The sequence below is a fragment of the Streptomyces sp. NBC_01571 genome (genome assembly GCF_026339875.1).
Classification (GTDB): Bacteria; Actinomycetota; Actinomycetes; order Streptomycetales; family Streptomycetaceae; genus Streptomyces.
In genome coordinates this window covers 5,096,071-5,122,097 of record NZ_JAPEPZ010000001.1, presented here as the reverse complement: position 1 = coordinate 5,122,097, position 26,027 = coordinate 5,096,071, and the positions used below count along the sequence as shown (strand labels likewise).

Annotated in this window: 12 protein-coding genes and 3 rRNA genes; 9 read left to right on the top strand and 6 right to left on the bottom strand. The window is 69.5% G+C overall.

Annotation, left to right across the window (positions count from 1 at the left end):
* Positions 1-391: 391 nt before the first annotated feature.
* Complete coding sequence (locus OHB41_RS23015; protein ID WP_266700117.1) at positions 392-2,488, top strand: asparagine synthase-related protein; 2,097 nt, start codon at positions 392-394, stop codon at positions 2,486-2,488.
* 609 nt (positions 2,489-3,097) lie between these two features.
* Positions 3,098-6,442, top strand: a complete 3,345-nt coding sequence (locus tag OHB41_RS23010; RefSeq protein ID WP_266700116.1) for an AfsR/SARP family transcriptional regulator — start codon at positions 3,098-3,100, stop codon at positions 6,440-6,442.
* 95 nt (positions 6,443-6,537) lie between these two features.
* On the opposite strand, the gene OHB41_RS23005 is transcribed toward OHB41_RS23010, so the two are convergent.
* A complete protein-coding gene (locus tag OHB41_RS23005; RefSeq protein WP_266700115.1) occupies positions 6,538-8,559 on the bottom strand; it encodes a sigma-70 family RNA polymerase sigma factor in 2,022 nt (673 codons plus the stop codon).
* Between the two features lie 470 nt (positions 8,560-9,029).
* The gene (locus OHB41_RS23000) at positions 9,030-9,794 is read right to left on the bottom strand and encodes a TetR/AcrR family transcriptional regulator (protein WP_266700114.1); all 765 of its coding nucleotides are present in this window, start codon (positions 9,792-9,794) and stop codon (positions 9,030-9,032) included.
* 372 nt (positions 9,795-10,166) lie between these two features.
* Here OHB41_RS23000 and OHB41_RS22995 point away from each other — a divergent pair, with 372 nt between their 5' ends.
* Together OHB41_RS22995 and OHB41_RS22990 are read left to right on the top strand one after the other, a co-directional pair.
* The gene (locus tag OHB41_RS22995) at positions 10,167-11,543 is read left to right on the top strand and encodes an NAD(P)/FAD-dependent oxidoreductase (protein ID WP_266700113.1); all 1,377 of its coding nucleotides are present in this window, start codon (positions 10,167-10,169) and stop codon (positions 11,541-11,543) included.
* A gap of 243 nt (positions 11,544-11,786) precedes the next feature.
* Entirely contained in the window at positions 11,787-13,442 is a 1,656-nt protein-coding gene (locus tag OHB41_RS22990) for an ATP-binding SpoIIE family protein phosphatase (protein WP_266700112.1), read from the top strand.
* Positions 13,443-13,531: 89 nt separating this feature from the next.
* Here the strand turns inward: OHB41_RS22990 and OHB41_RS22985 are convergent, their stop codons facing one another.
* Complete coding sequence (locus OHB41_RS22985; RefSeq protein WP_266700111.1) at positions 13,532-14,806, bottom strand: MFS transporter; 1,275 nt, start codon at positions 14,804-14,806, stop codon at positions 13,532-13,534.
* A gap of 149 nt (positions 14,807-14,955) precedes the next feature.
* On the opposite strand from OHB41_RS22985, the gene OHB41_RS22980 reads away from it, so the two are divergent.
* The 4 genes from OHB41_RS22980 (at position 14,956) to rrf (ending at position 21,327) form a co-directional block, all read left to right on the top strand.
* Entirely contained in the window at positions 14,956-15,507 is a 552-nt protein-coding gene (locus tag OHB41_RS22980; protein WP_266700110.1) for a MarR family winged helix-turn-helix transcriptional regulator, read from the top strand.
* Between the two features lie 649 nt (positions 15,508-16,156).
* A 16S ribosomal RNA gene (locus tag OHB41_RS22975) occupies positions 16,157-17,682 on the top strand.
* A 320-nt stretch (positions 17,683-18,002) separates the two neighbouring features.
* Positions 18,003-21,124, top strand: a 23S ribosomal RNA gene (locus OHB41_RS22970).
* Positions 21,125-21,210: 86 nt separating this feature from the next.
* A 5S ribosomal RNA gene (gene rrf, locus OHB41_RS22965) occupies positions 21,211-21,327 on the top strand.
* Together the 16S, 23S and 5S rRNA genes form the textbook arrangement of a ribosomal RNA operon.
* 165 nt (positions 21,328-21,492) lie before the next feature.
* Here rrf and OHB41_RS22960 read toward each other — a convergent pair.
* Positions 21,493-22,254: a CDP-alcohol phosphatidyltransferase family protein gene (locus OHB41_RS22960; RefSeq protein WP_266700109.1), complete on the bottom strand. Its 762-nt coding sequence runs from the start codon at positions 22,252-22,254 to the stop codon at positions 21,493-21,495.
* Positions 22,255-22,470: 216 nt separating this feature from the next.
* Between OHB41_RS22960 and OHB41_RS22955 the strand changes: the two genes are divergently transcribed.
* The gene (locus OHB41_RS22955; RefSeq protein WP_266700108.1) at positions 22,471-23,016 is read left to right on the top strand and encodes a GNAT family N-acetyltransferase; all 546 of its coding nucleotides are present in this window, start codon (positions 22,471-22,473) and stop codon (positions 23,014-23,016) included.
* Positions 23,017-23,072: 56 nt separating this feature from the next.
* Here OHB41_RS22955 and OHB41_RS22950 read toward each other — a convergent pair whose 3' ends face one another.
* Positions 23,073-24,599: a type VI secretion protein gene (locus tag OHB41_RS22950; RefSeq protein ID WP_266700107.1), complete on the bottom strand. Its 1,527-nt coding sequence runs from the start codon at positions 24,597-24,599 to the stop codon at positions 23,073-23,075.
* Position 24,600: 1 nt separating this feature from the next.
* On the bottom strand, positions 24,601-26,025 hold the full coding sequence (locus OHB41_RS22945; protein ID WP_266700106.1) for an ATP-binding protein: 1,425 nt from the start codon (positions 26,023-26,025) through the stop codon (positions 24,601-24,603).
* Positions 26,026-26,027 lie beyond the last annotated feature (2 nt).

Here is a 26,027-nt window from a genome sequence, read left to right as displayed (position 1 = left end):
CTGTACGGAGAGTGTGCACGGCTGTCCGGCCGTGGCCGATTTGGCCGAAAATCGACGGTGCTTCGCGCGGGTGATTACCGCTCCCACCACGCGACTTGAGGGCGCGCAGGGTGTCCGAGGGGAGCGTATCGGGGGCGCATTCGCGTCGCAGATCCACCCCCGCCCTCGGCGTCCCGTTCGCCCGTCCCCCCTGACTGCCCTTCCCCCGGCGGGCGTTCGCAGTTGTTTCGGATCGGCTTTGCAGTCGCTCCCCAGCGGCGCGCACGCGTTCGCGGGGGCGCATTCCAGGGGGCGCAAGCCGTCGCAGGAAGCCTCCCGCGCGCACTCTTCGTGGCAGCATGGTGCCGAGTTCGTACGGTGCACTGGTTGTCCACAGTCCGTGGAGGCGTCGATGCGGTGGTTGGTGGGGTGGAGCAGTGCCGCCGCCAGGGCGCCCGAGATCGGTTCGGCGGGCGCCACCGGAAACGACGGCGAGACCGTGCACCCGGTGGGCTCCCAACTCCTGTGGGGCGACCCCGATCCGCTCTGGGCGGTCGGCGACTGGCGCCCCGACGAGGTCCGCGTCGTGAAGGCCGACGCCCAGAACCGGATCGCGGTCCTCGGCACCTGTGGCGCGAGCGACGAGGAGATCCGGGTCGGACTCTTCGCGGCGCGCGGCGGCGCACTGCGGCATCTCACCGCGTGGTCCGGCAGTTACACCGCCGTCGTCCAGGTCGGCCGCCGCGTCACCGTCGCGGGTGATCTCGCCGGCATCCGGCCCGTCTTCTACACCCCCTGGGCCGGCGGCACCGCGTACGCGACCGCCGCGCTGCCGCTCGCCGACCTCATCGAGGCCAACCTCGACTTCGGACATCTGGCGGCCCTGCTCGCCGCCCCCGACGTACCGGCCGCGGTCCACGACTCGACGCCCTACGAAGGTGTGCGGCGGATTCCGCCGGGACACGCGCTGATCCTGCGCACCGGCGCCCGGGAGATCGCCGGCTACGAACCCGTCGCGTCGCTCGCCGTCGCCGCGCCCTCCGCCGACCCCGACCGCGCGGTGGACGGCGTCCGGGACGCCCTCGTGGAGGCCGTGCGCGCGCGTCTCGCCGCGCCCCGGCACGTTCCCGGCACCGACATCGACCCCGGGCCCGTCCCCGGAATGGGGCCCGCGGAACGGCGCGCCGCGCGAGGCATGCCCGTGCCCGGGATCGGGTCCGACCTCTCGGGAGGGCCCGCCTCCGGGACGCTGGCCCTGCTCGCCGCGGGGCTTCCGGGGGCGCCCGGGACCGTACTGGGGCACGGCACGGGGGCCGGGGAGCGGCTGCTCGCGGTCACGTTCAACGACCTCGCGGTGCGCGGGCGGGAGGCCGAACTGGAGCGGGCCGGGACGCTGGCCGCCAATCCCCGGCTGCACCATGTGGTCGTCACCGGGGGCGAGGAGACCCTCCCGTACGCCGACCTGGACGGTCCGCTGACCGACGAACCCGGACCCTCGCTGGTGGCCGCGGCGCGGCACCGGGCGCGGCTCGCCTCCGGCAGCGCGGACCACTTCACGGGGTACGGGGCCCGGCAGGTGCTCGACGCCCATCCGGCGCGGCTGGCCGACCTGCTGATGGACCGCAAGAGACGTCATCTGGTGCGCCCCGTCGCCGCGTTGGCGAAGGCCGACGGGTCGGTGATGGTTCCCGCGCGCGTGTACGGCGCGGCACGCAGACTGGCGCGCACGCCGTACCGGACCGGTGTCGACGTCCTCGCCGACCGGCTGCTGCACCGGCGGTTCGAGGAACCGGGCGGGGCCGTGGGGGCGTCGCTCGCCGCGCTCACCTGGGCCCGGCCCGGCCCGGCGGCGCGCTGGCTCACCGGTGAGGCGTTGGCTGAAGTATCGGTTCGCCTGCAGGGGACCACAGGTCGGCCCGGGGTCGGGCCCGGACAGCGGCCCGGTGACTTCCGCGCCCGCGCGGCACTCGCTCGTCAGGCCGGCGATCTCCGCGTCCTGGAGCAGGCCGCCGAGATCCGCTTCCAGCGACTGCACATGCCGTTCCTGGACAACCAGGTCGTCCGCGCCTGCCGGGCCCTTCCGGAGGCGCTGCGGGTCCAGCCCGGGGCGCGGGCGGAGATTCTGCGTTCGGTGCTGGAGGGGGCCGGGGTGGCCGAACTGCCGCCCGGGTGGGGGGCGCCTTCGCACGCGTCCTCGGCGGCGGCCGCGCGGACGGGGCTGCGGGTGGCCGCGGACTCCCTGATCGCGCTGTTCGACACGCCGTTGCTCGCGCAGGCCGGGCTGGTGGAGGCGCGGGTCGTGCGCAAGGCCCTGCGGGCGGCTGCCGCGGGGGAGCCGCTGCCGCTGGACGGGCTCGCGGATCTGGTCTCCCTGGAGCTGTGGCTGCGGCGGTTGCTGGCGCGGCGGGGGACGTGCTGGACGGGGACGCCCGCGCGGCAGCGGGCGGTGCCTGCGGGGATCGTGCCGCAGGGGCGGGCGTTGGGGGCGGGGGCCGGGGGGCGGGGGTAGGGCGTCGCTGCCGGTCTGTGGTCCGCGGTGGGTGGGTCGGGGCCGTGCCGGTGTGTCGAGGCCGTCGCCGCCGGATCAGACGTGGGCCGGGCATGGGAGCCGCTGCTCGATCCGAACGTAAGCGACGGCCTGCGACACACCGGCACGGCCCCTCGCGTGGCACGGGCGGCTGCGGCTGCGCGTGCGGATGCGGCTGCGGGTGCGTGGTCGGCGGTCTGCGAGACACCGGGACGGCCCCTCGCGTGGCACGGGCGGGTGCGGGTGCGGGGGCGGCTGCGGGTGTGTGGGTGGCGGCCTGCGAGACGCCGGCACGGCCCCTTCCGTGCATCGTCGGCTGCGGGCATGTGACGCGCCGGCACGGGGCCTTCGGTGCGGGGGCGAGGTGTGGGTTTTCAGCCCGTCCGGCGTTTGAGGACGAGCCCTTCGGGCGAGCGGGGGTCCAGGGGGCGCAGCCCCTTGGCGGGGGCTGGGGCGGAGCCCCCAGGTACGGGATGGGTCGGGTAGGGGCGGCGGGGGCGAAGGAAGGTTTTCGGGGGGCCGCCGGGGGCGCGACGCTCGGGCGGGGGGAAAGCCGCGGCCCCACCCACCGGCACCGGTGAGAATAGGGTCGTGCGGTACAGGATCCTGGGAGTGGCCCAGGCGGAGGACGAGCGGGGAACACCGACCACGGTGGGCGGCCCCCGCGTCCGCGCGCTGCTCGCCGCCCTGGCCCGACGCCCCGATCGCACCACATCCCCGGAAACCCTGATCGACGAGGTGTGGGCGGACGAACCCCCACTGGACGCCCCGGCGGCACTGCAGGCCCTGGTCGGGCGCCTGCGCCGCACCCTCGGCAGGGACGCCGTCGTCTCGGAGGCGGGCGGCTACCGGCTGCGCGCCGCCAGGGACGACGTGGACCTGTTCGTCTTCGAGCGCCTGGTCCGCGAGGGCACGGCGGCACTCGAACACGGCGACGCCCCCACCGCCGCCCGCAGCCTCCGCGAGGCCCTCGCCCTGTGGCGCGGTCCGGCCCTCGCGGACCTCCCCGACCGCAGCGCCGCGACCCGCCCGGACGCACTCCGCCTGGAGGCGACGCGCACCCGCATCGAGGCGGACCTGCGACTGGGCCGCGCCCCCTACGTCGTACCGGAGTTGAAGGAGCTGACGACCGCCCACCCGTACGACGAGGCCCTGCGCGCCCTGCTCCTCCGGGCCCTGCGCGACACGGGCCGCGGCGCGGACGCGCTGGCCGCGTACGAGGAGGTGCGCCGTGCCCTGCTGGACGGGCTGGGCACTGACCCGGGCCCCCAACTACGCGCCCTGCACGCCGAGTTGCTCGCCCAGGAGACCGGGCCGGCGCCGATACCCTCCCGGCCGGAGCGGAACGGCAACATTCGTCCCCGTCTGAACTCGTTCGTCGGAAGGGAACCCGACCTCGACGCGATCCGTTCCGATCTGCGGCGGGCACGCCTGGTCACGCTGACCGGACCGGGCGGCTCGGGGAAGACCCGCCTCGCCGAGGAAGCCGCCGCCGGGCTCCCGCAGGCGTGGCTGGTCGAGCTGGCCCCGCTCGACCGGCCCGAGGCGGTCCCCGGCGCCGTGGTCAGTGCCCTCGGTCTCCGCGAGACCGCGCTGATCAGCAACGAGACGGTGGTCGCCCAGGACGACCCGCTCGCCCTGCTCGTCGAGTACTGCGCCGCGCGCGACCCGCTCCTCATTCTCGACAACTGCGAACATGTCATCGGCGCCGCGGCCGAGCTCGCCGAGACCCTCCTCACCCACTGCCCGGGGCTCACGATCCTCGCGACCAGCCGTGAACCCCTCGGCGTGCCCGGTGAGTTGGTGCGTCCGGTCGAGCCCCTGCCGCCGGATCCCGCGCGGCGTCTGTTCATGCAGCGTGCGGCGGCCGTGCGTCCCGGCGCCGACGCCGCCCTGCGCGACTTCGAAGCGGTGGACGAGATCTGCCGGCGACTCGACGGCCTGCCCCTGGCCATCGAGCTGGCCGCCGCGCGCCTGCGCCTGCTGACGCCACGCCAGATCGCCGACCGGCTCGACGACCGCTTCCGGCTCCTCACCTCCGGAAGCCGCACCGTGCTGCCCCGCCAGCAGACCCTGCGCGCCGTCGTCGACTGGTCCTGGGACCTGCTCGACGAGCGGGAGCGGACCGTGCTGCGCGAGGCGTCCGTCTTCGCCGGCGGCTGGGACCTCGCCGCCGCCGAGGCTGTGTGCACCGGCCCCGCCGCCCACCTCGTCGGCGCGCTCGTCGACAAGTCCCTCGTCGTCGCGACCCCGTACGACGCGGACCCCGACGGGAGCGGCGCCGACGGGGCGCGTGGCGGTGGGGGCATGCGGTATCGGATGCTGGAGACCATTCACGAGTACGCGGCCGAGCGCGCCGCCGAGGTTCCCGACCTGCGCGCCGAGGCCGAGCGCCGCCACCGTGCGTGGGCGCGGGGGCTCGTCGAACAGGCCGAGCCGCTGCTGCGCTCCGCCGCCCAACTGCCCTGGATCCGCCGCCTGGAGACCGAGCTCGACAACATCCGGGCGGCCCTCCACCGTTCGGTCGTCGCCGGCGCCGAGGAGGAGGCGGCCTCGCTCGTCCTCGCCATGGGATGGTTCTGGTGGCTGCGCAACTTCCGCCGCGAGGGCACGGAGTGGACGGAACGCGTCCTGCGTCTGGGCGTGGCACTCGACGCGACCGGATCCGCGCACGGCGCACACCCGGCTCCCGGCGCCGACGGGTGCGCCGGACTCGCCGAGCTGGAGCCCTTCGACCCGCTGGACGCCTTCCTCGACGCCCCCGGCGGGGAGGAGTCCCATCCGCTGCACCGCCTGCGGATGCGGATACGGATGCTGCACCTGTTCATGCGCGTGGAGACCGGGACGCTGGACGAACAGGACCATCCCCGCATCCGCGAGTACGTGGAACGGGTGCGCGACGCCTTCGAGAAGGGCGGCCCGGACGCGGCGAGCATGCCGGGCATCGTCTGGCCGATGGCCGCCTTCTTCCTGAGCGGCTCGTACGACGTGCGTCCGGCCATGAACAAGGCGGTCGCCAACTGCCGTGCCTACGGGGACGACTGGGCGATCGGCGTCACCCTGATGTTCCGTACGCACATGGTCGTCGACGCCCCGGGCGGTATGCCCGGTGTGGACGACGACCTCGCCGAGCTGCGTGTGCTCAGCCGGCGGGTGGGCGACCGCTGGATGCGCGCCCAGGTGTGCAGCGCCGCCGCCGAGGCGGCCATGGCGCGCGGTCTCCACGACGAGGCGAAGGCCGAGTACGAGGAGGCGCTGCGGCTCGCCTTCGAGGTCGGCGCGCACGCCGAGACGCCGTTCCTGCTGGCGCGGCTGGCCGAGCTCGCCTACCGCGCGGGCGAGCGGCCGCAGATGCTGGCCGCCCTGGCGGAGGCGGACGAGGCGGCCGAGCGGTACGGGGTGATGGACTCCCGCGCCTTCGTCCGGCTGCTGCGCGCGCAGCTGGCCCTGGACGACGGCGAGATCGCCCTCGCGCGCGACATGTGGGGGAAGGCCGGCGAGATGAGTCTGCGGGGCACCCCTCCGCCGCAGTTCATGGCGGCGCTGAACTGGGTCGATGCGCTCATCACGGCCGCCGAGTCCGGTCCGGAGCACGGGCTGCGGAAGATGGCCGACGCCCTGGAGGCAGCGGTGGCGGGGCGGTGCGCCGACGTGGTGACGGCAAGCCTCGTCGAGAGCGCGGCGGCCCTGCTGTCCGGGCTCGGCGACCATCCTCGCGCGACCCGTCTGCTCGCCGTGGGGACACGATGGCGGGGCGGTCACCCCCGCCCCGCGCTGGAGCACGCCGCCGCCGAGCGTGGTGAGGCCGCCGCCCGCACGGCCCTCGGCCCCCGCCGTTACGCGTCGGAGCGCGCCAGGGGAGCGGACTTCACCGCGGACGACGCCCTGCGTGACCTCGCGGAGGCGGTGAAGGAGCACCCCGCCGACAGTCCTTAGTCCTTAGCCGCCGAGGCCACCGGTGCCGACGGAGCGGACGGTGGCCTGTGCGGCTCCTCGTGCGGTGGCCGGTGCGGCTCCTCCTGCGATGGGGCTCACTGGCACTCGAACTTCGATTCCGCCCAGTCCGCCAGCGCCACCGAGTCGAACGGCGTGCGCGGTTCGACGACGAGCCGGACCGTCTGCCGGCCCGCGAGATGCACCCGGACGGGGATCGCGCGGTCGCCACCCCTGACCAGCGGTGACCGCCACAGGCGTGCTCCGTCGGCGTAGACGGAGAAGCTGACCCGGCCCAGGCCCATCGTCAGGTCGTCGACGCCGACCTGAGCCTCGTACGCCGAGCAGCTGCGGTTGAGGTCGATGGTGACGGAGGACGTGCCGTGGACGGTCACTCCGTGCGCGTACCGCTGGTCCGAGACCGACATCCCCCACCGCTGCCAGACCCAGCTGCTCTCGCCGAGCCGCATCTCGGGCCCGGTGTGGTCGCCGGTGATGCCGTAGCGCAGCTCGTTCCACTGGTAGACGACCGGTGCGGGTGTCGGCGTCGGGCTGGGTGCCGGGTCCGGGGGCAGGGGCGGGGGCGGAGTGGGGCCGGTCGTGGGTTCCGGCTTCGTCTTCGTGGGGGGCGGGGACGGCCTGGGCGCGGGTTTCGGGGTGGGCTTCGGTGCCGGAGCGGGGGTGCGGGCGGGCGCGGTGGCCGCCACCGGCTGCTGCGGCGCGGGCCTCTTCGACGGAGGGAGCGTCGGTGTCCGGGGCGGCGCTTCGACGGCGGGCGAGGCGGCGGGCCCGGCCTCGGGTGTCCTGGCGGTGCTCTCGTTGCCCGCCAGGGCGAGTGCGAGTGCGGCCGCCGCGGCGGCCGCCGCGACGACGCCCGCCGCGATTCCGGCCTTGACCGGCGCCCCGAGTCCCTCGGAGACCGCCGCCCCGCCACCCGCGCCCGCTCCGCCGGAACCACCTGCCGCGGCGGCCGCTCCCGCCGCTCCCGCCCCGGCCGCTCCCGCCCCGGCACCACCGGCGATGAGCGCGACGGCCTTCGCGTACCCGGCGGCAGCGAACCAGCCGATGACCGCGACCGGCACGACGGCGGGGATGCCGCTGGCGACCTCCTTGATCTGGCCCGCGGCCAGCCGGCACTTGGCGCACTCCTCCAGGTGCTTGCGCAGTCCGCGCTCGGCCCGGGTGCGCAGCCCGCCGCGGGCGTAGGCGCCGAGCCGGTCGGCGTAGCGCGCGCACTCCTCGTCGCGGGTGAGCGTGGCGCTCACATGCGCCTGGAGGTAGGCCTGCTTGAGGCCTTCGCGGGCACGGCTGGCGAGGACACGGGTGCCGTTGGCGTCCAGCCCGAAGAGCGTGGCGACCTCGCTCGGTGACTCGTCCTCGACCTCCGTGTGCCACAGCACGGCCTGCCAGCGCTCCGGCAGCGAACGGAACGCCCGCATGGCCATGGACTGCTCGGCCTCGTGCATCGCGCGCGCGTCCGCGCCGAGGTCGAGCGTGTCGTCGTCGGAGACCTCGGCGCCGCGCACGGCCTGCGCGGCGAACACCGCGAAGTCGTCGACCAGTTGCTCCCGCTTCGCGGACTTCGTCCAGTTCGCGGCGACGCGGCGGACCGTCGTCAGCAGATAGGCGCGTACGGCGTGCTCGGGGCCGTGGCCGCCGCGCACCGCCTGGAGCATGCGGGCGAACACCTCGGCGGTCAGGTCGTCGGCGGTGTGCGCGTCCCGGCAGCAGGTACGGGCGTAACGGCGGACGGCCTCCGCGTGACGGCGGTACAGCGCCTCGTACGCCGTGTCGTCACCCGACCGCACGCGCGCGATCAGATCGGCGTCGGACGGCGGCAGTTCGACCGGGGGCGGCAGGACACCGCTGACGTCCCGTGGATCGAACCGGTCGCGCTGCGCCGGGACGCTGGGATCGCCGGGGGTGCCGTGGGAGGTGCCGGAGGGGCCCGGAAGGTTCGGGGCGCCGGAGGGGCCCGGGATGCCGGAGGGCGTCGGCGGGCCGGAGGTGCCCAGGTCGTCCGCCGGGGGTCCGCCCTGACTGGGGACCTGCTGCGAGGGCCGCCCGCCCGCCTCCGCGCCGCCGTCACCGAGTGACTCGTCCCGCCCGTCAACGCTCATCGCGGAAAGCCCCCGCCTGCACACTCGGACCCGAATACCGGGACAGAGTGCCACATGCCGCAGGGGCGGGACCGCGCCGCACGGGCCAACCACTCGTCCGGGGGGTTTTGCCGCACGACAGCTCTAGCGGTCACCCGTTTGGGGAATAGTCAATAAATGCTTCCAGCAGGGAAGTTGCCGCTATGGCCGTTATGTCGTGATGTGTCCTGCGTCGTCCGTGGAGCCCACAGTGCCCGTGCCGCCCGACGAGGCGGGCGGCACGGGCACTGTGGGTGGTGCGGGTGCCAGGGATGGTGCCGGTGGCACGGATGTCCGGGTGGTACGGGTGGTGCGAGCGCCGCTCGTGGCGCGGGTGTTCGGCGTGCGTGTACGGCGTGCGTGCCGGAGCGCCCGCGCGCGGTGGTCCACCGCCGCGGGAAGGCCCGGCCGCTGCCGGAACGGTCGGCCCTGCCGGACCGGTCCGAGGCCGCTCACGCGGGACGCGAGCGCAGCCCCTCCAGCAGGATGTCCAGCAACCGGGCCGAGGCCGCGGCCTGCTGGGCGGCGTCCGGCAGCGAGGGCGCCGCCGTGGCGATCACCAGCAGTACGTCCGCCACGGTCACGTCCGTGCGCAGCTCGCCCGCCGCACGCGCCCGGTCCACCAGCCGGCCCACCACGTCGAGCAGCGCGGCCGCCCCGGCGTCGTCGACCACGTTCCCGGGTGTCGGCCGCTGCTCCACGAGCCTGAGCTCGGTGCCGAGTTGGGAGCGCTGCTGCGGCACCCTGGCCTCGTCCGCGACGGGGCCGTCCTCCGCGACACCGACCCGCAGGATCTGCGGCGGCAGCAGCCGTCCCGCGCCCGAGGCCACCGACGTCCGCAGGAAGCGCGAGAGCGCCGACCACGGTTCGTCCTCCTGACCGAGCGCCGTGCGTGCCTGGTCGGTCAGCCGGGAGGTCTCCTCCTCGGCTATCCGGCGCACCAGGACGTCCTTGCTCGGGAAGCGCCGGTACACCGTGCCGACACCGACCCGGGCGCGCCGCGCGACGTCCTCCATCGGCGCGCCGTAGCCCAGCTCGCCGAAGACCTCGCGCGCCGCGCGCAGTACGTGTTCCAGATTGCGCTGTGCGTCCACGCGCAGCGGCGCCGTCCGTGATCCGTCCGCCGGAACACGGACGTTGCCGCCCGCTGCCGCGCCGACCGTGCCACCGGGTGCGATGGCAGACGCGGAAGACCAATGAGAGTCCTGAATGTGCATAAGCGTTCCCCCGGTAATGACGTCTCCCCCCGGAGACTCCCCGCCATTGGAAGACGGAGCGAGCGGAACAAGCCTGATTCCCGAACCCGCCGCGCGGACTCGTCCAGCACATCCCCCTACACCCCGTCGACACACGAACATAGTTGAGTGGGGGTCAATTCAGAAGGGGCAGGTTCCGCACAGAGCGCCCCCCGATCGGAGTACGGGTCGGATACCTCCCGGTTGCGCCCCCTCCGCACCCCCCGCCCACTCGCGCTGACCTGCGAATTTCCCTCGTACTCCGGCAAATCGGCCAACCCTCCGCGTTCACGGCAGCCGGTCACACAAATTGTCGAGGCTGTGGACAAACTCCAGAGCTGGGTGCGTCATGGGATGGTGAAGGAACCTGTGCGCATTCTCATCGTCGGCGGCGGCTACGTCGGGATGTACACCGCCCTCCGTCTCCAGCGAAAGTTGAAGCCGGAACTTAAACGGGGTGAGGTCGAGCTCGTCGTCGTCTCGCCCGACCCCTACATGACGTATCAGCCGTTCCTTCCCGAAGCGGCCGCCGGCTCGATCTCCCCGCGCCATGTGGTCGTCCCGCTGCGCCGGGTCCTCGACCGGTGCCGGATCGTGATCGGCGAAGTCCGCTCCATCGACCACGCCCGGCGCACCGCGACACTCAGCACGCTCGCCACCGAGGAAGGAGCGGGCACGGAACAACTCACCTACGACGAACTCGTCCTCGCCCCCGGCTCGATCTCGCGCGCCCTCCCGATCCCCGGTCTCGCCGACTTCGCCATCGGCTTCAAGACCGTCGAGGAGGCCATCGGCCTGCGCAACCACGTCATCGAGCAGATGGACATCGCCTCCTCCACCCGCGACCCCGCGATCCGCGACGCGGCCCTGACCTTCGTCTTCGTAGGAGGCGGGTACGCGGGCGTCGAGGCCCTCGGTGAACTGGAGGACATGGCCCGCTACACCGCGCGTTACTACCACAACATCGAGCCCGCGGACATGAAGTGGATCCTCGTCGAGGCCTCCGACCGCATCCTCCCCGAGGTCGGCGAGGAGATGGGCACGTACACGATCACCCAACTGCGCCGCCGCAACATCGACGTACGCCTCAAGACCCGCCTCGACTCCTGCGCGGACCGGATCGCCGTCCTCAGTGACGGCGCCCGCTTCCCCACCCGTACGGTCGTGTGGACCGCCGGAGTCAAGCCGCACCCGGTGCTCGCCGCCTCGGACCTGCCGCTGAACGAACGCGGCCGCCTCAAGTGCACCCCCAGGCTCTCCGTCGACGGCACCCCGCACGCGTGGGCCGCGGGAGACGCCGCCGCCGTCCCCGACGTCACCGCCGCGGAGACCGGCAAGGAGACCGCGCCCAACGCCCAGCACGCGGTGCGCCAGGCCGGCGTCCTCGGGGACAACATCGCGCACTCCCTGCGCGGCGAACCGCTCGAGACGTACTCCCACAAATACGTCGGCTCGGTCGCGTCCCTGGGACTCCACAAGGGAGTCGCACACGTCTACGGCCGCAAGCTGAAGGGCTATCCTGCCTGGTTCATGCACCGCGTCTACCACCTCAGCAGGGTCCCGACCTTCAACCGCAAGGCCCGCGTACTCGCCGAATGGACCTTGGCGGGACTCTTCAAGAGGGAGATCGTGTCGCTCGGATCCCTCGAACACCCCCGAGCGGAGTTCGAACTCGCGGCCGGTGGAAAACATCCACTCGACCCGAAGCTCGACCCGAAGGGGTCGTCCTGACCGGACCCAGGAACTCCACCGATCAGGCAGGCGTCTGACGGATGTCGGTCCGGTCGGCCAGACTGGTCCACGACCCTGGGCGGGCCGACCGCCCGCTCTCCGCACCCACGAGGCTTCTTCCCAAGCGCCGCACCCCCAGGGGACGCAGAGCCCTCGGCGACCGCGCCGCGGGCCGACCCCGACCGGATCCGGAGCCGACCGGAGACGACCATCACCAGGCAAGGATCACGAGGCAAGGATTCGGTGAATTTCACGCGCTGGAGCGCCCGGCTCCCCGGAACGCAGCGCCGCGCCGCAGCGCGGACCGAGCACATGGCCTCCCCGGACCGGCGAGGTGAAGGGGCCGTGCCCGCGGCCCGCGCCGAGCGGCTGACCGACGACCGGCAGCCCGTCCCCGCCGTCGACGACCTTCCCGTGCGAGAGGTCCTCGACCGCGTCCCGGCCCTGGTCGCCCTCGTGCACGGCCCCCAGCACCGCCTCGCCTACGTCAACGACGCCTACGCGGCCGCCTTCGGCGCCCGTCCCGTCGGCGAGCCCGCGGGCGAGGCGCTCCCCGAGCTCGCCGAGACCGGCCTGCTCCCGCTCCTCGACCAGGTCCTGCGCAGCGGCAAGCCGCGGACGGTCAAGTCCCGCAAGGCGCCCGGCGGCCGCTCGTACACCTTCACCTGCACACCTGTCGACGCCACCCCGGACGGCCCCGACGGCGGTGTGCTGATCTTCGCCACCGACGTCACCGACCACGCCGAGGCCGCCGAGCGGCTGCGCGCCAGCGAGCGCCGCCAGCGCGAGACCGCCGTCACCCTCCAGCGCTCCCTGCTCCCCCAGGAGCTGGAGGAGCCCGACGACCTGCGTGTCGCCGCCACCTACCAGCCCGGCGGCACCGAGGCCGCGGTCGGCGGCGACTGGTACGACGTGATCACCCTCGGCGGCGGCCGCACGGCCCTGGTCATCGGCGACGTGATGGGACGAGGGGTGCTCGCCGCGGCCGTCATGGGCCAGCTGCGCACCGCCGTACGCGCGTACGCCCGCCTCGACCTGCCCCCGCACGAGGTGCTCCAGCTCCTCGACGGCCTGGCCACCGAGATCGACGCCAACCAGATCGCCACCTGCGCGTACGCCGTCCACGACCCCAACGAGGGCCGGCTCGTGTACGCGTCCGCGGGCCACCTCCCGATCCTCGTGCGCGACGAGAACGGCACCGTGCTGCGGGCCGACGAACCCACCGGCCCGCCCCTCGGCACCGGAGGCTGGATGCACACGTCGGGCTCGGTCCCCCTGGGCCCCGGCTCGACGGCCGTCCTCTACACCGACGGTCTGGTGGAGCGCCGCGACGAGGACCTCGACGAGGGCATCGCCGCCCTGGAGCGCGCCCTCGCCGGCGCCACCGGCACACCCCAGGTCGTCTGCGACCGTCTCGTCCGCTCGGCGGGCGTCACCGCCGACCACGACGACGACGTGGCCGTCCTGGTCCTCCAGCACCCGGCCCGCACGGGCCCCGACGGCGAGCTCTTCCGCAACGCCGCGCTGGAACTGCTGGGCGGGGTGGAAGCCGCCCCCCGCGCGCGGGCCTTCGCCTCCGGCGTCCTGACGAGCTGGCGCTTCCCCCCGGACCTGCACGACCTGGGCGTCCTCGCCACCAGCGAACTCGTCGCCAACTCCCTGCAGCACGGCACCCCGCCGATGCGGCTGCGGCTGCGCCGCACCGACCGCCGCCTGATCATCGAGGTCACCGACGGCGACGACCACCTCCCGCGCCGCCGCCGCGCCGAACCCGCCGACGAGGCCGGCCGGGGCATCGCGATCGTCGCCACGATCGCCTCCGGCTGGGGCTCCAGACGCACCCCCGGTGGCGGAAAAGCCGTGTGGTGCGAGTTCGCTCTTCCCCGCACCGCCCACTGAACCGGAACTCCCCGCGGAAGCCCCCACGGAATGCGGACAGCCGGGCCGTCACCACAGGACGTGGTGACGGCCCGGCTCCGCGTCGTTCGTCAGGCGCTCGCGGCCACCGGCTCCGCCGGCGCCCCGCCCCGAGCGACCACCCGGCTCTTCGCCAGCCACGGCTGGTTCTGCACCGGAGTGAGCTGCCGCCCGAGCCGCACCGCCAGGACCGTGATGCCCAGCGAGAACAGCAGGAACGTCACGACGTACGGTCCGTGCAGCGAGGCCCCCATCGGACCGCCCACCGCCGGACCGATGGCCAGCGCGAGCTGCTTCACCAGGGCGAAGGCGGAGTTGTACTGCCCCGCGAGGCCCGCCGGAGCCAGATCGGCGACCAGCGGCGCGACGGTCGGCGACAGCATCGCCTCGCCGAGCCCGAAGAGCGCGTACGTCGAGACGAACGCGGCCGTCGCCATGGTCCGGCTGCCGTGCCCGAGGCCCGCGTACCCGGCCGCGACCCAGGCGACGGCCCAGATGAGCCCCACCGCGGCGATCACCCGGGACCGCTTCCGGCGCTCCACGAGCTTCAGCACGGCGAACTGCGCGACCACGATCATCGCCGTGTTCGCCGCCATCGCCGTACCGAGCGCGGAGGTGGAGATCCCGGCCGCCTCGACGCCGTACGCGGAAAGCCCCGACTCGAACTGCCCGTAGCAGGCGAAGAACAGCACGAAGCCCAGCACGGACAGCTGCACCATGGCCCGGTTGCCGAGCAGCTGCTTCCAGCTGCCGCCCCTGGCCTGCGGTGCCTCGTCCCGGATCCGCGGCGCGCGCGGCATCCGCACCGTCGCCATGATCACGACGAGCACCAGGAACATCGCCGCCTCGATCCCGAACAGCAGCGTGAACGAACCCGCCCGGGTCGTGTCGACGATGTGGCCGCCGATCAGACCACCGACCCCGAGCCCGAGGTTCTGCAGGAAGAACTGAGTGGCGAAGGCACGCGAACGGGTGTCCGCGGTGGAACAGTCCACGATCATCGTCGCCAGCGCCGGCTGCATCACGGCCTGCCCGGCACCGAGCGCGGCCGCGGACAGCACCACGGTCGTGGCACTGCTCGCGAGCCCCAGACTCAGCGCTCCCAGGGCGGCGGTGGCCAGGGCGGTGAGCAGGACCGGCAGCGGACCGCGCCGGACGATGGCGCGCCCGGCGAACGGCAACACCACGAGCGCGGCCACGGCGAAGACGGCGAGCACGACGCCCGCCGTCATGGAGCCGAGTCCCCGCACCTGCGCCACGTAGACATAGAGGAAGGGGACGGTAAAGCCGAGCCCGAACGCTCCGAGTGCGTTGCCTACGTGGATCCGGCGCATCGCTGCGCCCATCGCCCTGGTCACTTTCACCTGCCTTGGTCGCGAAGCACAGGCCTGCTCCCGGAAGGGTGCAAGCCTGAAGACTTCGAAGCTAAAGTTAGAAGTTGAACTCTACACCTCGAAGGACTTCAACGCCAAGCGAGTCATGCGATACTTCGGCCATGGCCGACACCCCCGGCGTCAGCGGCGAGCCGACCCTCGAAGAGCAGATCGCCGCCTATCAGCGCGAGTTCCAGGACCTCGACCCCCAGGTCGAGAAGATCGTCTCGGCGCTCGGCCGTCTCAACCGCCGGATGCACGTCGCCTACGGCCGTCAGACCGCCAACCTCGGCATCAGCAACGCAGAGTGGGAGGTCCTCAAGGCCCTCGTACTCTCGGGCGCCCCCTATCGCATGGGTCCGAGCGACCTGGCGAAGCGGCTGGGGCTGACCCCGGCCGCGATGACCCACCGGATCGACCGCCTGGTCGCGGAGGGGCTCGTCACCAGGGAGCGGGACGAGTCGAACCGGGTACGGGTCATCGTGGAGCTGACGGCCGAGGGGCGTGAGAAGTGGCTGGAGGCCATGCGCCTGGCCACGGTCTTCGAGGAGGACCTTCTCCAGGACCTCTCCGCCGAGGAGCGCGGTGTCCTGGGCGAGGTCCTGACCCGGCTCCTCCGCCGCGTGGAGCACGCCCAGCCGGACGCCGGCGGACGACTCACCGACCTCGATTAAAGATCTTGACAGAGGCGGTTGACATACCCCTCCTGGCTCCGTAAAGTTCTTCGAGTTGCCACGGAGCCGTAACGGTTTCCCGGTAGCACCTCCGCCGCGGATGCGGCACCCAAACCACCAGCACGATCTCCCAGCCGGGGCGAATTCGGTGTGCCCGAATTCAATTCGAATGGGCTCGGCGGTCCGATTAGGACCTGCCGGGAGGATCCGCTAAAGTTCGGGACGTCGGAACGGCCCAACAGCCGGGAAGACAAGCCCCACTGACTGGGAATCAGGCCCGAAAGGATCTGATAGAGTCGGAACCGCCGGAAAGGGAAACGCGAAAGCGGAAACCTGGAAAGCACCGAGGAAATCGGATACGGAAACGGTCTGATAGAGTCGGAAACGCAAGACCGAAGGGAAGCGCCCGGAGGAAAACCCGAGAGGGTGAGTACAAAGGAAGCGTCCGTTCCTTGAGAACTCAACAGCGTGCCAAAAATCAACGCCAGATATGTTGATACCCCGTCTCCGGCCGATCGGCTGGGACGAGGTTCCTTTGAAAAAGTCCTGCCCCTTCGGGGTAGGCGCACAGCGAGGACGCTGTGAACCGGGAGGATTATTCCTCTTCCTGGTTCCGCTCTCGTGGTGTCGTCCCGATTACGGGAAAACATTCACGGAGAGTTTGATCCTGGCTCAGGACGAACGCTGGCGGCGTGCTTAACACATGCAAGTCGAACGATGAAGCCCTTCGGGGTGGATTAGTGGCGAACGGGTGAGTAACACGTGGGCAATCTGCCCTTCACTCTGGGACAAGCCCTGGAAACGGGGTCTAATACCGGATAATACCTGCCTGGGCATCTGGGTGGGTTGAAAGCTCCGGCGGTGAAGGATGAGCCCGCGGCCTATCAGCTTGTTGGTGAGGTAGTGGCTCACCAAGGCGACGACGGGTAGCCGGCCTGAGAGGGCGACCGGCCACACTGGGACTGAGACACGGCCCAGACTCCTACGGGAGGCAGCAGTGGGGAATATTGCACAATGGGCGAAAGCCTGATGCAGCGACGCCGCGTGAGGGATGACGGCCTTCGGGTTGTAAACCTCTTTCAGCAGGGAAGAAGCGAAAGTGACGGTACCTGCAGAAGAAGCGCCGGCTAACTACGTGCCAGCAGCCGCGGTAATACGTAGGGCGCAAGCGTTGTCCGGAATTATTGGGCGTAAAGAGCTCGTAGGCGGCTTGTCACGTCGGGTGTGAAAGCCCGGGGCTTAACCCCGGGTCTGCATTCGATACGGGCTAGCTAGAGTGTGGTAGGGGAGATCGGAATTCCTGGTGTAGCGGTGAAATGCGCAGATATCAGGAGGAACACCGGTGGCGAAGGCGGATCTCTGGGCCATTACTGACGCTGAGGAGCGAAAGCGTGGGGAGCGAACAGGATTAGATACCCTGGTAGTCCACGCCGTAAACGGTGGGAACTAGGTGTTGGCGACATTCCACGTCGTCGGTGCCGCAGCTAACGCATTAAGTTCCCCGCCTGGGGAGTACGGCCGCAAGGCTAAAACTCAAAGGAATTGACGGGGGCCCGCACAAGCAGCGGAGCATGTGGCTTAATTCGACGCAACGCGAAGAACCTTACCAAGGCTTGACATACACCGGAAAGCATTAGAGATAGTGCCCCCCTTGTGGTCGGTGTACAGGTGGTGCATGGCTGTCGTCAGCTCGTGTCGTGAGATGTTGGGTTAAGTCCCGCAACGAGCGCAACCCTTGTTCTGTGTTGCCAGCATGCCCTTCGGGGTGATGGGGACTCACAGGAGACTGCCGGGGTCAACTCGGAGGAAGGTGGGGACGACGTCAAGTCATCATGCCCCTTATGTCTTGGGCTGCACACGTGCTACAATGGCAGGTACAATGAGCTGCGAAGCCGTGAGGCGGAGCGAATCTCAAAAAGCCTGTCTCAGTTCGGATTGGGGTCTGCAACTCGACCCCATGAAGTCGGAGTTGCTAGTAATCGCAGATCAGCATTGCTGCGGTGAATACGTTCCCGGGCCTTGTACACACCGCCCGTCACGTCACGAAAGTCGGTAACACCCGAAGCCGGTGGCCCAACCCCTTGTGGGAGGGAGCTGTCGAAGGTGGGACTGGCGATTGGGACGAAGTCGTAACAAGGTAGCCGTACCGGAAGGTGCGGCTGGATCACCTCCTTTCTAAGGAGCATCTAGGCTGCCAGGCTTGCCTGGTGGTCCAGGGCCATTACGTCGGCACACGTTCGACGGTGGTTGCTCATGGGTGGAACGTTGATTATTCGGCCGGTTTCACGGGTCGGAGGCTTGCGAGTACTGCTCTGAGAGGAGCGTGGAAAGCATGATCTCCGGACGGGATCTGGTCGGGCACGCTGTTGGGTGTCTGAAGGTACGGCCGATTGTTGGCTGCCTTCAGTGCCGGCCCCAGTGAACTCCGGTGTTAGCCGGGGGTGATGGGTGGTTGGTCGTTGTTTGAGAACTGCACAGTGGACGCGAGCATCTGTGGCCAAGTTTTTAAGGGCGCACGGTGGATGCCTTGGCACTAGGAACCGATGAAGGACGTGGGAGGCCACGATAGTCCCCGGGGAGTCGTCAACCAGGCTTTGATCCGGGGGTTTCCGAATGGGGAAACCCGGCAGTCGTCATGGGCTGTCACCCTTGCCTGAACACATAGGGTAAGTGGAGGGAACGCGGGGAAGTGAAACATCTCAGTACCCGCAGGAAGAGAAAACAACCGTGATTCCGGGAGTAGTGGCGAGCGAAACTGGATGAGGCCAAACCATATGCGTGTGAGACCCGGCAGGGGTTGCGTATGTGGGGTTGTGGGATTTCTCTTTCACGGTCTGCCGGCCGTGAGACGAGTCAGAAACCGTTGATGTAGGCGAAGGACATGCGAAAGGTCCGGCGTAGAGGGTAAGACCCCCGTAGTCGAAACGTCAACGGCTCGTTTGAGAAACACCCAAGTAGCACGGGGCCCGAGAAATCCCGTGTGAATCTGGCGGGACCACCCGCTAAGCCTAAATATTCCCTGGTGACCGATAGCGGATAGTACCGTGAGGGAATGGTGAAAAGTACCGCGGGAGCGGAGTGAAATAGTACCTGAAACCGTGTGCCTACAAGCCGTGGGAGCGTCGGATATGTGCTTGCACATATCTCGTGACTGCGTGCCTTTTGAAGAATGAGCCTGCGAGTTTGCGGTGTGTTGCGAGGTTAACCCGTGTGGGGAAGCCGTAGCGAAAGCGAGTCCGAATAGGGCGATTTAGTAGCGCGCTCAAGACCCGAAGCGGAGTGATCTAGCCATGGGCAGGTTGAAGCGGCTGTAAGAGGTCGTGGAGGACCGAACCCACCAGGGTTGAAAACCTGGGGGATGACCTGTGGTTAGGGGTGAAAGGCCAATCAAACTCCGTGATAGCTGGTTCTCCCCGAAATGCATTTAGGTGCAGCGTCGTGTGTTTCTTGCCGGAGGTAGAGCACTGGATAGGCGATGGGCCCTACCGGGTTACTGACCTTAGCCAAACTCCGAATGCCGGTAAGTGAGAGCGCGGCAGTGAGACTGTGGGGGATAAGCTCCATGGTCGAGAGGGAAACAGCCCAGAGCATCGACTAAGGCCCCTAAGCGTACGCTAAGTGGGAAAGGATGTGGAGTCGCACAGACAACCAGGAGGTTGGCTTAGAAGCAGCCACCCTTGAAAGAGTGCGTAATAGCTCACTGGTCTAGTGATTCCGCGCCGACAATGTAGCGGGGCTCAAGCGTACCGCCGAAGTCGTGTCATTGCAGCAATAGGGCCAACGCCTGCTGTGATGGGTAGGGGAGCGTCGTGTGCCGGGTGAAGCCGCGCCGGAAGGCAGTGGTGGACGGTTCACGAGTGAGAATGCAGGCATGAGTAGCGATACACACGTGAGAAACGTGTGCGCCGATTGACTAAGGGTTCCTGGGTCAAGCTGATCTGCCCAGGGTAAGTCGGGACCTAAGGCGAGGCCGACAGGCGTAGTCGATGGATAACCGGTTGATATTCCGGTACCCGCTGTGAAGCGTCAAACATTGAACCAGGCGATGCTAAGTCCGTGAAGCCGCCCTGGAGCCTTCGGGCAAAGGGGAGTGGTGGAGCCGATGGTCCAGACCTGTAGTAGGTGAGTGATGGGGTGACGCAGGAAGGTAGTCCATCCCGGGCGGTGGTTGTCCCGGGGTAAGGGTGTAGGCCGTGTGATAGGTAAATCCGTCGCACATCAAGGCTGAGACCTGATGCCGAGCCGATTGTGGTGAAGTGGATGATCCTATGCTGTCGAGAAAAGCCTCTAGCGAGTTTCATGGCGGCCCGTACCCTAAACCGACTCAGGTGGTCAGGTAGAGAATACCGAGGCGTTCGGGTGAACTATGGTTAAGGAACTCGGCAAAATGCCCCCGTAACTTCGGGAGAAGGGGGGCCATCACTGGTGATCCGATTTACTCGGTGAGCTGGGGGTGGCCGCAGAGACCAGCGAGAAGCGACTGTTTACTAAAAACACAGGTCCGTGCGAAGCCGTAAGGCGATGTATACGGACTGACGCCTGCCCGGTGCTGGAACGTTAAGGGGACCGGTTAGTCAAACTTCGGTTTGGCGAAGCTGAGAACTTAAGCGCCAGTAAACGGCGGTGGTAACTATAACCATCCTAAGGTAGCGAAATTCCTTGTCGGGTAAGTTCCGACCTGCACGAATGGCGTAACGACTTCTCGACTGTCTCAACCATAGGCCCGGTGAAATTGCACTACGAGTAAAGATGCTCGTTTCGCGCAGCAGGACGGAAAGACCCCGGGACCTTTACTACAGTTTGATATTGGTGTTCGGTTCGGCTTGTGTAGGATAGCTGGGAGACTTTGAAGTCATGGCGCCAGCCATGGTGGAGTCGTCGTTGAAATACCAGTCTGGTCGTGCTGGATGTCTAACCTGGGTCCGTGATCCGGATCAGGGACAGTGTCTGATGGGTAGTTTAACTGGGGCGGTTGCCTCCTAAAGAGTAACGGAGGCGCCCAAAGGTTCCCTCAGCCTGGTTGGTAATCAGGTGTTGAGTGTAAGTGCACAAGGGAGCTTGACTGTGAGACCGACGGGTCGAGCAGGGACGAAAGTCGGGACTAGTGATCCGGCGGTGGCTTGTGGAAGCGCCGTCGCTCAACGGATAAAAGGTACCCCGGGGATAACAGGCTGATCTTCCCCAAGAGTCCATATCGACGGGATGGTTTGGCACCTCGATGTCGGCTCGTCGCATCCTGGGGCTGGAGTCGGTCCCAAGGGTTGGGCTGTTCGCCCATTAAAGCGGTACGCGAGCTGGGTTTAGAACGTCGTGAGACAGTTCGGTCCCTATCCGCTGTGCGCGTAGGAATATTGAGAAGGGCTGTCCCTAGTACGAGAGGACCGGGACGGACGAACCTCTGGTGTGCCAGTTGTCCTGCCAAGGGCATGGCTGGTTGGCTACGTTCGGGAGGGATAACCGCTGAAAGCATCTAAGCGGGAAGCCTGCTTCGAGATGAGTATTCCCACCCCCTTTGAGGGGTTAAGGCTCCCAGTAGACGACTGGGTTGATAGGCCGGATCTGGAAGGCGGGTAACCGCTGGAGGTGACCGGTACTAATAGGCCGAGGGCTTGTCCTCAGTTGCTCGCGTCCACTGTGTTGGTTCTGAAACCACGAACAACCGTCGTAGCTTTGCCACGGCTCCGGTTGACAGTTTCATAGTGTTTCGGTGGTCATAGCGTGAGGGAAACGCCCGGTTACATTCCGAACCCGGAAGCTAAGCCTTACAGCGCCGATGGTACTGCAGGGGGGACCCTGTGGGAGAGTAGGACGCCGCCGAACAAATTTTGAGAAGAAGCCCCAACTCCGGGATACAACCCGCGAGTTGGGGCTTTTTCGTGTTTCCGGCCCGCCGTCGGCCCTGCCCTGTACCCGTACAGACATTCAGCCCCCACCCCCGTCCCCGGGAGTGGGGGCTGAACGCGTTGAGGGCTGCCCAGGGCGCCGTTACTTCAGACGGGACGAAGCGACGATCGAGACGATGTGCGCGGGCACGAGCAGCCACACGATGGCGGTCACGCCCACCGTAGCGACACGCGTCGCCGTCAGATCGCCGAGCGCGAGGTCGACGACCGCTGTCAGGAGCAGCAGCAGGGTGCACTCGATGCCGTTGACCAGGCGGTGGAGGCCGACCGCGGAGGCGAGACGGCGTATCCGGGCGAGACCGCTGGAGCGCGGGACGACGGACTGGTCGGTCGCCTTCTCCATGCCGCTGTCGGAGCGGGCCACGTGCACGAGGTCCGAGGACGACTTCAGGAGCAGGACGCCGATGGCCGCCGCGAGGCCGGCCACCAGGTAGGGGTCCAGGCCGAGTTCGGAGGCCCGGATGCCCATCCCGACCATCACGGCGGCGTCCGCGAGATAGGCACCGAGACGGTCCAGGTAGACGCCGAGCGGGCTGTACTGCCGTCGCCAGCGGGCGACTTCACCGTCCACGCAGTCCAGGAGAAGGTACAGCTGCATGAAGACGACGGAGAGCACGGCACCGCCCAGACCCGGCAGGACCAGCGCGACTCCGGAGAGCACGCCCGCGACCACCATCACGGCCGTGATCTGGTTGGGCGAGAAACGGGTCCCGAGAGCGAGCCGTGTCACCCGGAGGGAGACGGAACGCATGTAGAGGCGGCCGGCCCAGTGCTCCGCCCTGCTCTCCAGCTTGCCCGGAGGGTGGATGACGTGACGGAGTTCTTCGAGTTGGACCTTGGGCATGCGTCTTTCTCCCTGGCAAGCCGGCGACAGTAAGAGTCAATTCCGTGTCGTGGCAACGCCGTCGGGGACGTCGCACAGCACGTCGTACAGGGAAGAGCATGACGGGGGCCTGGACCACGGGCATCGGCAGGGTGGATCTCCGGGGTCGGCAGGGTGGAACGTCGGGGGCGGAAAACCGGGTGAGCGCGACGATGGCCGGGCATTACCGTGGCCCGTATGAACCAAGAGATCCGTTCCATACGGGCCGACGAGTGGCGTTCGGTGAAGGAGCTCCGGCTCCTCGCGCTGCGGGACCCCGTCGCGCATCTAGCCTTCGTGGAGACGTACGAGGAGTCCGTGGCGCGGCCCGACTCGTTCTGGCAGGAACGGGCGGCGGGGGCCGCCGAAGGCGTGCTCGAGCGGCGGCAGTTCGTCGCCGTCGACCCGGACGGGGTGTGGACCGGCTCCGTGGTCGTGCTGGTCGAGAAGGCCGGAGAGCTGGACATCCTCGGGAACGTGAGTGAGCGGGACCAGGGACATGTGGTGGGTGTCTTCGTACGGCCCGAGCACCGGGGAAGCGGTGTGACGGACGCGCTGTTCGACGCCGCGCTCGCGTGGGCCTGGGAGATCGGCCTGGAGCGCGTACGGCTGTTCGTGCACGAGAAGAACGGGCGCGCCGAGGCCTTCTACCGGCGGACGGGGTTCGCGCCGACCGGCGGGAGCACTCCGTCCGTGGGTGACAAGGGAGCACGGGATCTGGAGTTCGTGATCACACGGTCTTAGAGGGCGTCGTCTGGATCACGCATCGGTGGCCCGCGACGGACGGCCGACCCCCCTTGTCAGACCGGGAGGTCGTACTGCGGCCAGCGGGATCTGCTCTGTTCCCGGGAGCGGAGCAGGACCAGGGTCGGCAGACCCAGGCCCGCTCCGGCGGTCAGCAGGTCGGGGAGCTGAGGGAGCGGGGCCACCGCGGCCACGTCGTCCAGGACGAGCGTAAGTGGTGGGTCGAGGCGACCGGTGGATGACCGTTCGGCCATGCGGCGACCGCGCTCGACCACGCTTGAGGCGAGGGCCGTCAGGAGCGGCATGGCGCCGGGATTCGCCCTGGGGTCCTCGATGGGTTCACCGACCACATAAAGCGTGCCCCCTTCGTTCACGAAGGAATCCAGAGTGAGGGCGTCACTTCGGTTCGGCGTGCAGGATTCGCGGATGTTGACCGTGAACAGGGAGGACAGGGCGCGGGCCGTCAACTCCTGCGCTATGTCACGGCGTTCGGTGTGCGAGGTGAGCGCGGCCTCGAGTTCGCCCGCCGCGCCGGAAGCGGCCTTGGGGTTCGTACGCAGGGCCCGTACCGCGTCCTGGACCTGGGATCCCTGGGCCCAGCGGTGGACGTGCCGGAAGGCCTTGCCCTCCACGGCGGCGGCGTGCAGATAGCTCCGCAGGAGCGTTTCCGCGACGTCGGCCATGGCGTGGTCGACCTTGGCGCTGGGGCGCACGGGGGCCAGCAGCGCCGCGGCTCTGGCCGCCGCGGTGGCCTTGTCCTCGCAGCCGGCGGCGGGGGACCAGTGCAGACGGGCCGGGGTGTCGCAGCGGTGGGTGGGGTCGTAGAGGAGGACCGGGCCGAGCTTGGCCCGGGCGTCCTTGGTCTCCGACCAGGTCCTCGGGTCCGAGGTGACGACCAGGACGGGGCCCTCCGCGTCCCGTACGGCCTGGGTGGCGGTGGGGTGACGGGCCTCGGCGGGGCCGAGGACGACCGTGCCCGCGGCCGGGGTCCCTTCCCAGCCGCCCACCCGTGGGCCGCCGGCCGCCAGGGGAGCCGGCGTCGTCTGCGGTGCCTCCGTGGGGAGTTCGACCGGTTCGGGTGCGGGCCGGGGCACCGGGACCTCGTGACGCGCGGGTTCCTCGGCGCTCTTCGGGACCTCGGCGTACGCCTGGACCGGGTCCTGTGCGGGTTCGGGTGCACGAGCGGCGACCTGGGCCTGCGGCGCGTACGCGCCCGCCTTCCGCCGTGCCCGCACCGCCCGCCACCGCGCCACCGTGCCCATCACGAACACCGTCAGCACGACCAGCACCATCAACTGCCCGATGAACAGACCCCAGAAGAGCCCGTACCCCGGCAACTGGCCCGCGGGGGTGTCGGGCCAGGCGCCCGCCACGTCCTGCGGCTGCCCGATCAGATGGCGCAGGGCCAGGGGCGTACGGGCGACGGTGACCGCCGCCGGCCAGGCTCCCCGGGCCAGCCGTCCGGCGAGCCCGGTGGCGGACCACACCAGCAGGGTCATGCCGAGGAGGAAGGCCAGTACGCCCACCAGCAGACCGTCGGGGATGCCCCCCGCGCGCTCCCGTTCCCGCTCGTCCGGTCTCATCTCATGCCACCGTGGACTCGGACGTGCCGTCGAGATCGCTGAGGTGCTGCTCCACGAAGGCCGCCGCCCGCTCCTCGGCCTCCAGTTCCGCGGCGCGCAGCGCGTCGTCGGCGAGGTGGTCCGCGGAGGACTCGGTCATGGCGCGGTCGGTGAAGACGAGGGGCCGCTCGGTCTCCGTGATCAGGTGTTTGACGACCTGCACGTTGCCGTTGACGTCCCAGACCGCGATGCCCGGGGTCAGGGTCGGGATGATCTCCACGGCCCACCGGGGCAGGCCGATCACCCGCCCCGTCGCCCGTGCCTCGTCGGCCTTCTGCGCGTAGATCGTGCGGGTGGACGCCATCTTCAGGATCGCCGCGGCCTCCTTGGCCGCCGCTCCGTCGACCACGTCGCTCAGGTGGTGCACCACCGCCACGAAGGACAGGCCGAGGCGTCGGCCGAACTTCAGCAGGCGCTGGAAGAGCTGGGCGACGAAGGGACTGTTGATGATGTGCCACGCCTCCTCCACCAGGAAGATGCGCTTCTTGCGGTCGGGCCGGATCCAGGTGTGCTCCAGCCACACGCCGACGATCGCCATCAGGATGGGCATGGCGATGGAGTTGCGGTCGATGTGGGAGAGGTCGAAGACGATGAGCGGGGCGTCCAGGTCGATGCCGACCGTCGTGGGGCCGTCGAACATGCCCCTGAGGTCACCGTCGACCAACCGGTCGAGCACCAGGGCCACGTCCAGGCCCCAGGCCCGTACGTCGTCTATGGCGACGTTCATCGCCTCGGCCGACTCCGGTTCGGGGTGGCGCAGTTGCTCGACGATGTCCATCAGGACCGGCTGGCGCTCGACGATCGTCTCGTTCACGTAGGCGTGCGCGACCTTCAGCGCGAAGCCGGACCGCTCGTCGAGGCCGTGGCCCATCGCGACCTCGATGATGGTCCGCAGCAGGGCCAGCTGGCCGGTGGTGGTGATCGCCGGGTCGAGCGGGTTGAGCCGGATTCCCATGTCCAGGGCGGCCGTGGGGTCGAGGCGGATGGGAGTTATTCCCAGCTCCTCCGCGATGAGGTTCCATTCGCCGACCCCGTCCTCGCCCTGGGCGTCGAGCACGACGACCTGCCGGTCGCGGAAGCGCAGCTGGCGCAGGACGTAGGTCTTCTCCAGGGCCGACTTGCCGTTGCCGGACTCGCCGAGGACCAGCCAGTGCGGGGCCGGGAGCTGCTGCCCGTACAGCTGGAAGGGGTCGTAGATGTATCCCTTCCCTGAGTACACCTCGCGTCCGATGATGACGCCGGAGTCGCCGAGGCCGGGTGCGGCGGTGGGCAGGTAGACGGCCTGCGCCTGGCCCGTGGAGGTGCGGACCGGCAGCCGGGTTGTCTCGACCTTGCCGAAGAGGAAGGACGTGAAGGCGTCCGTGGCGGCGGACAGCGGATCCCGCATCA

What these genes read in the sequence shown, in the direction of transcription:
- OHB41_RS22950 (WP_266700107.1), bottom strand. Translation starts at nt 24,599, where the DNA reads ATGAGACCGGACGAGCGGGAACGGGAGCGCGCGGGGGGCATCCCCGAC.
- OHB41_RS23015 (WP_266700117.1), top strand. Translation starts at nt 392, where the DNA reads ATGCGGTGGTTGGTGGGGTGGAGCAGTGCCGCCGCCAGGGCGCCCGAG.
- OHB41_RS22945 (WP_266700106.1), bottom strand. Translation starts at nt 26,025, where the DNA reads ATGCGGGATCCGCTGTCCGCCGCCACGGACGCCTTCACGTCCTTCCTC.
- OHB41_RS22995 (WP_266700113.1), top strand. Translation starts at nt 10,167, where the DNA reads ATGGTGAAGGAACCTGTGCGCATTCTCATCGTCGGCGGCGGCTACGTC.
- OHB41_RS23000 (WP_266700114.1), bottom strand. Translation starts at nt 9,794, where the DNA reads ATGCACATTCAGGACTCTCATTGGTCTTCCGCGTCTGCCATCGCACCC.
- OHB41_RS22960 (WP_266700109.1), bottom strand. Translation starts at nt 22,254, where the DNA reads ATGCCCAAGGTCCAACTCGAAGAACTCCGTCACGTCATCCACCCTCCG.
- OHB41_RS22985 (WP_266700111.1), bottom strand. Translation starts at nt 14,806, where the DNA reads ATGGGCGCAGCGATGCGCCGGATCCACGTAGGCAACGCACTCGGAGCG.
- OHB41_RS23005 (WP_266700115.1), bottom strand. Translation starts at nt 8,559, where the DNA reads ATGAGCGTTGACGGGCGGGACGAGTCACTCGGTGACGGCGGCGCGGAG.
- OHB41_RS22955 (WP_266700108.1), top strand. Translation starts at nt 22,471, where the DNA reads ATGAACCAAGAGATCCGTTCCATACGGGCCGACGAGTGGCGTTCGGTG.
- OHB41_RS22980 (WP_266700110.1), top strand. Translation starts at nt 14,956, where the DNA reads ATGGCCGACACCCCCGGCGTCAGCGGCGAGCCGACCCTCGAAGAGCAG.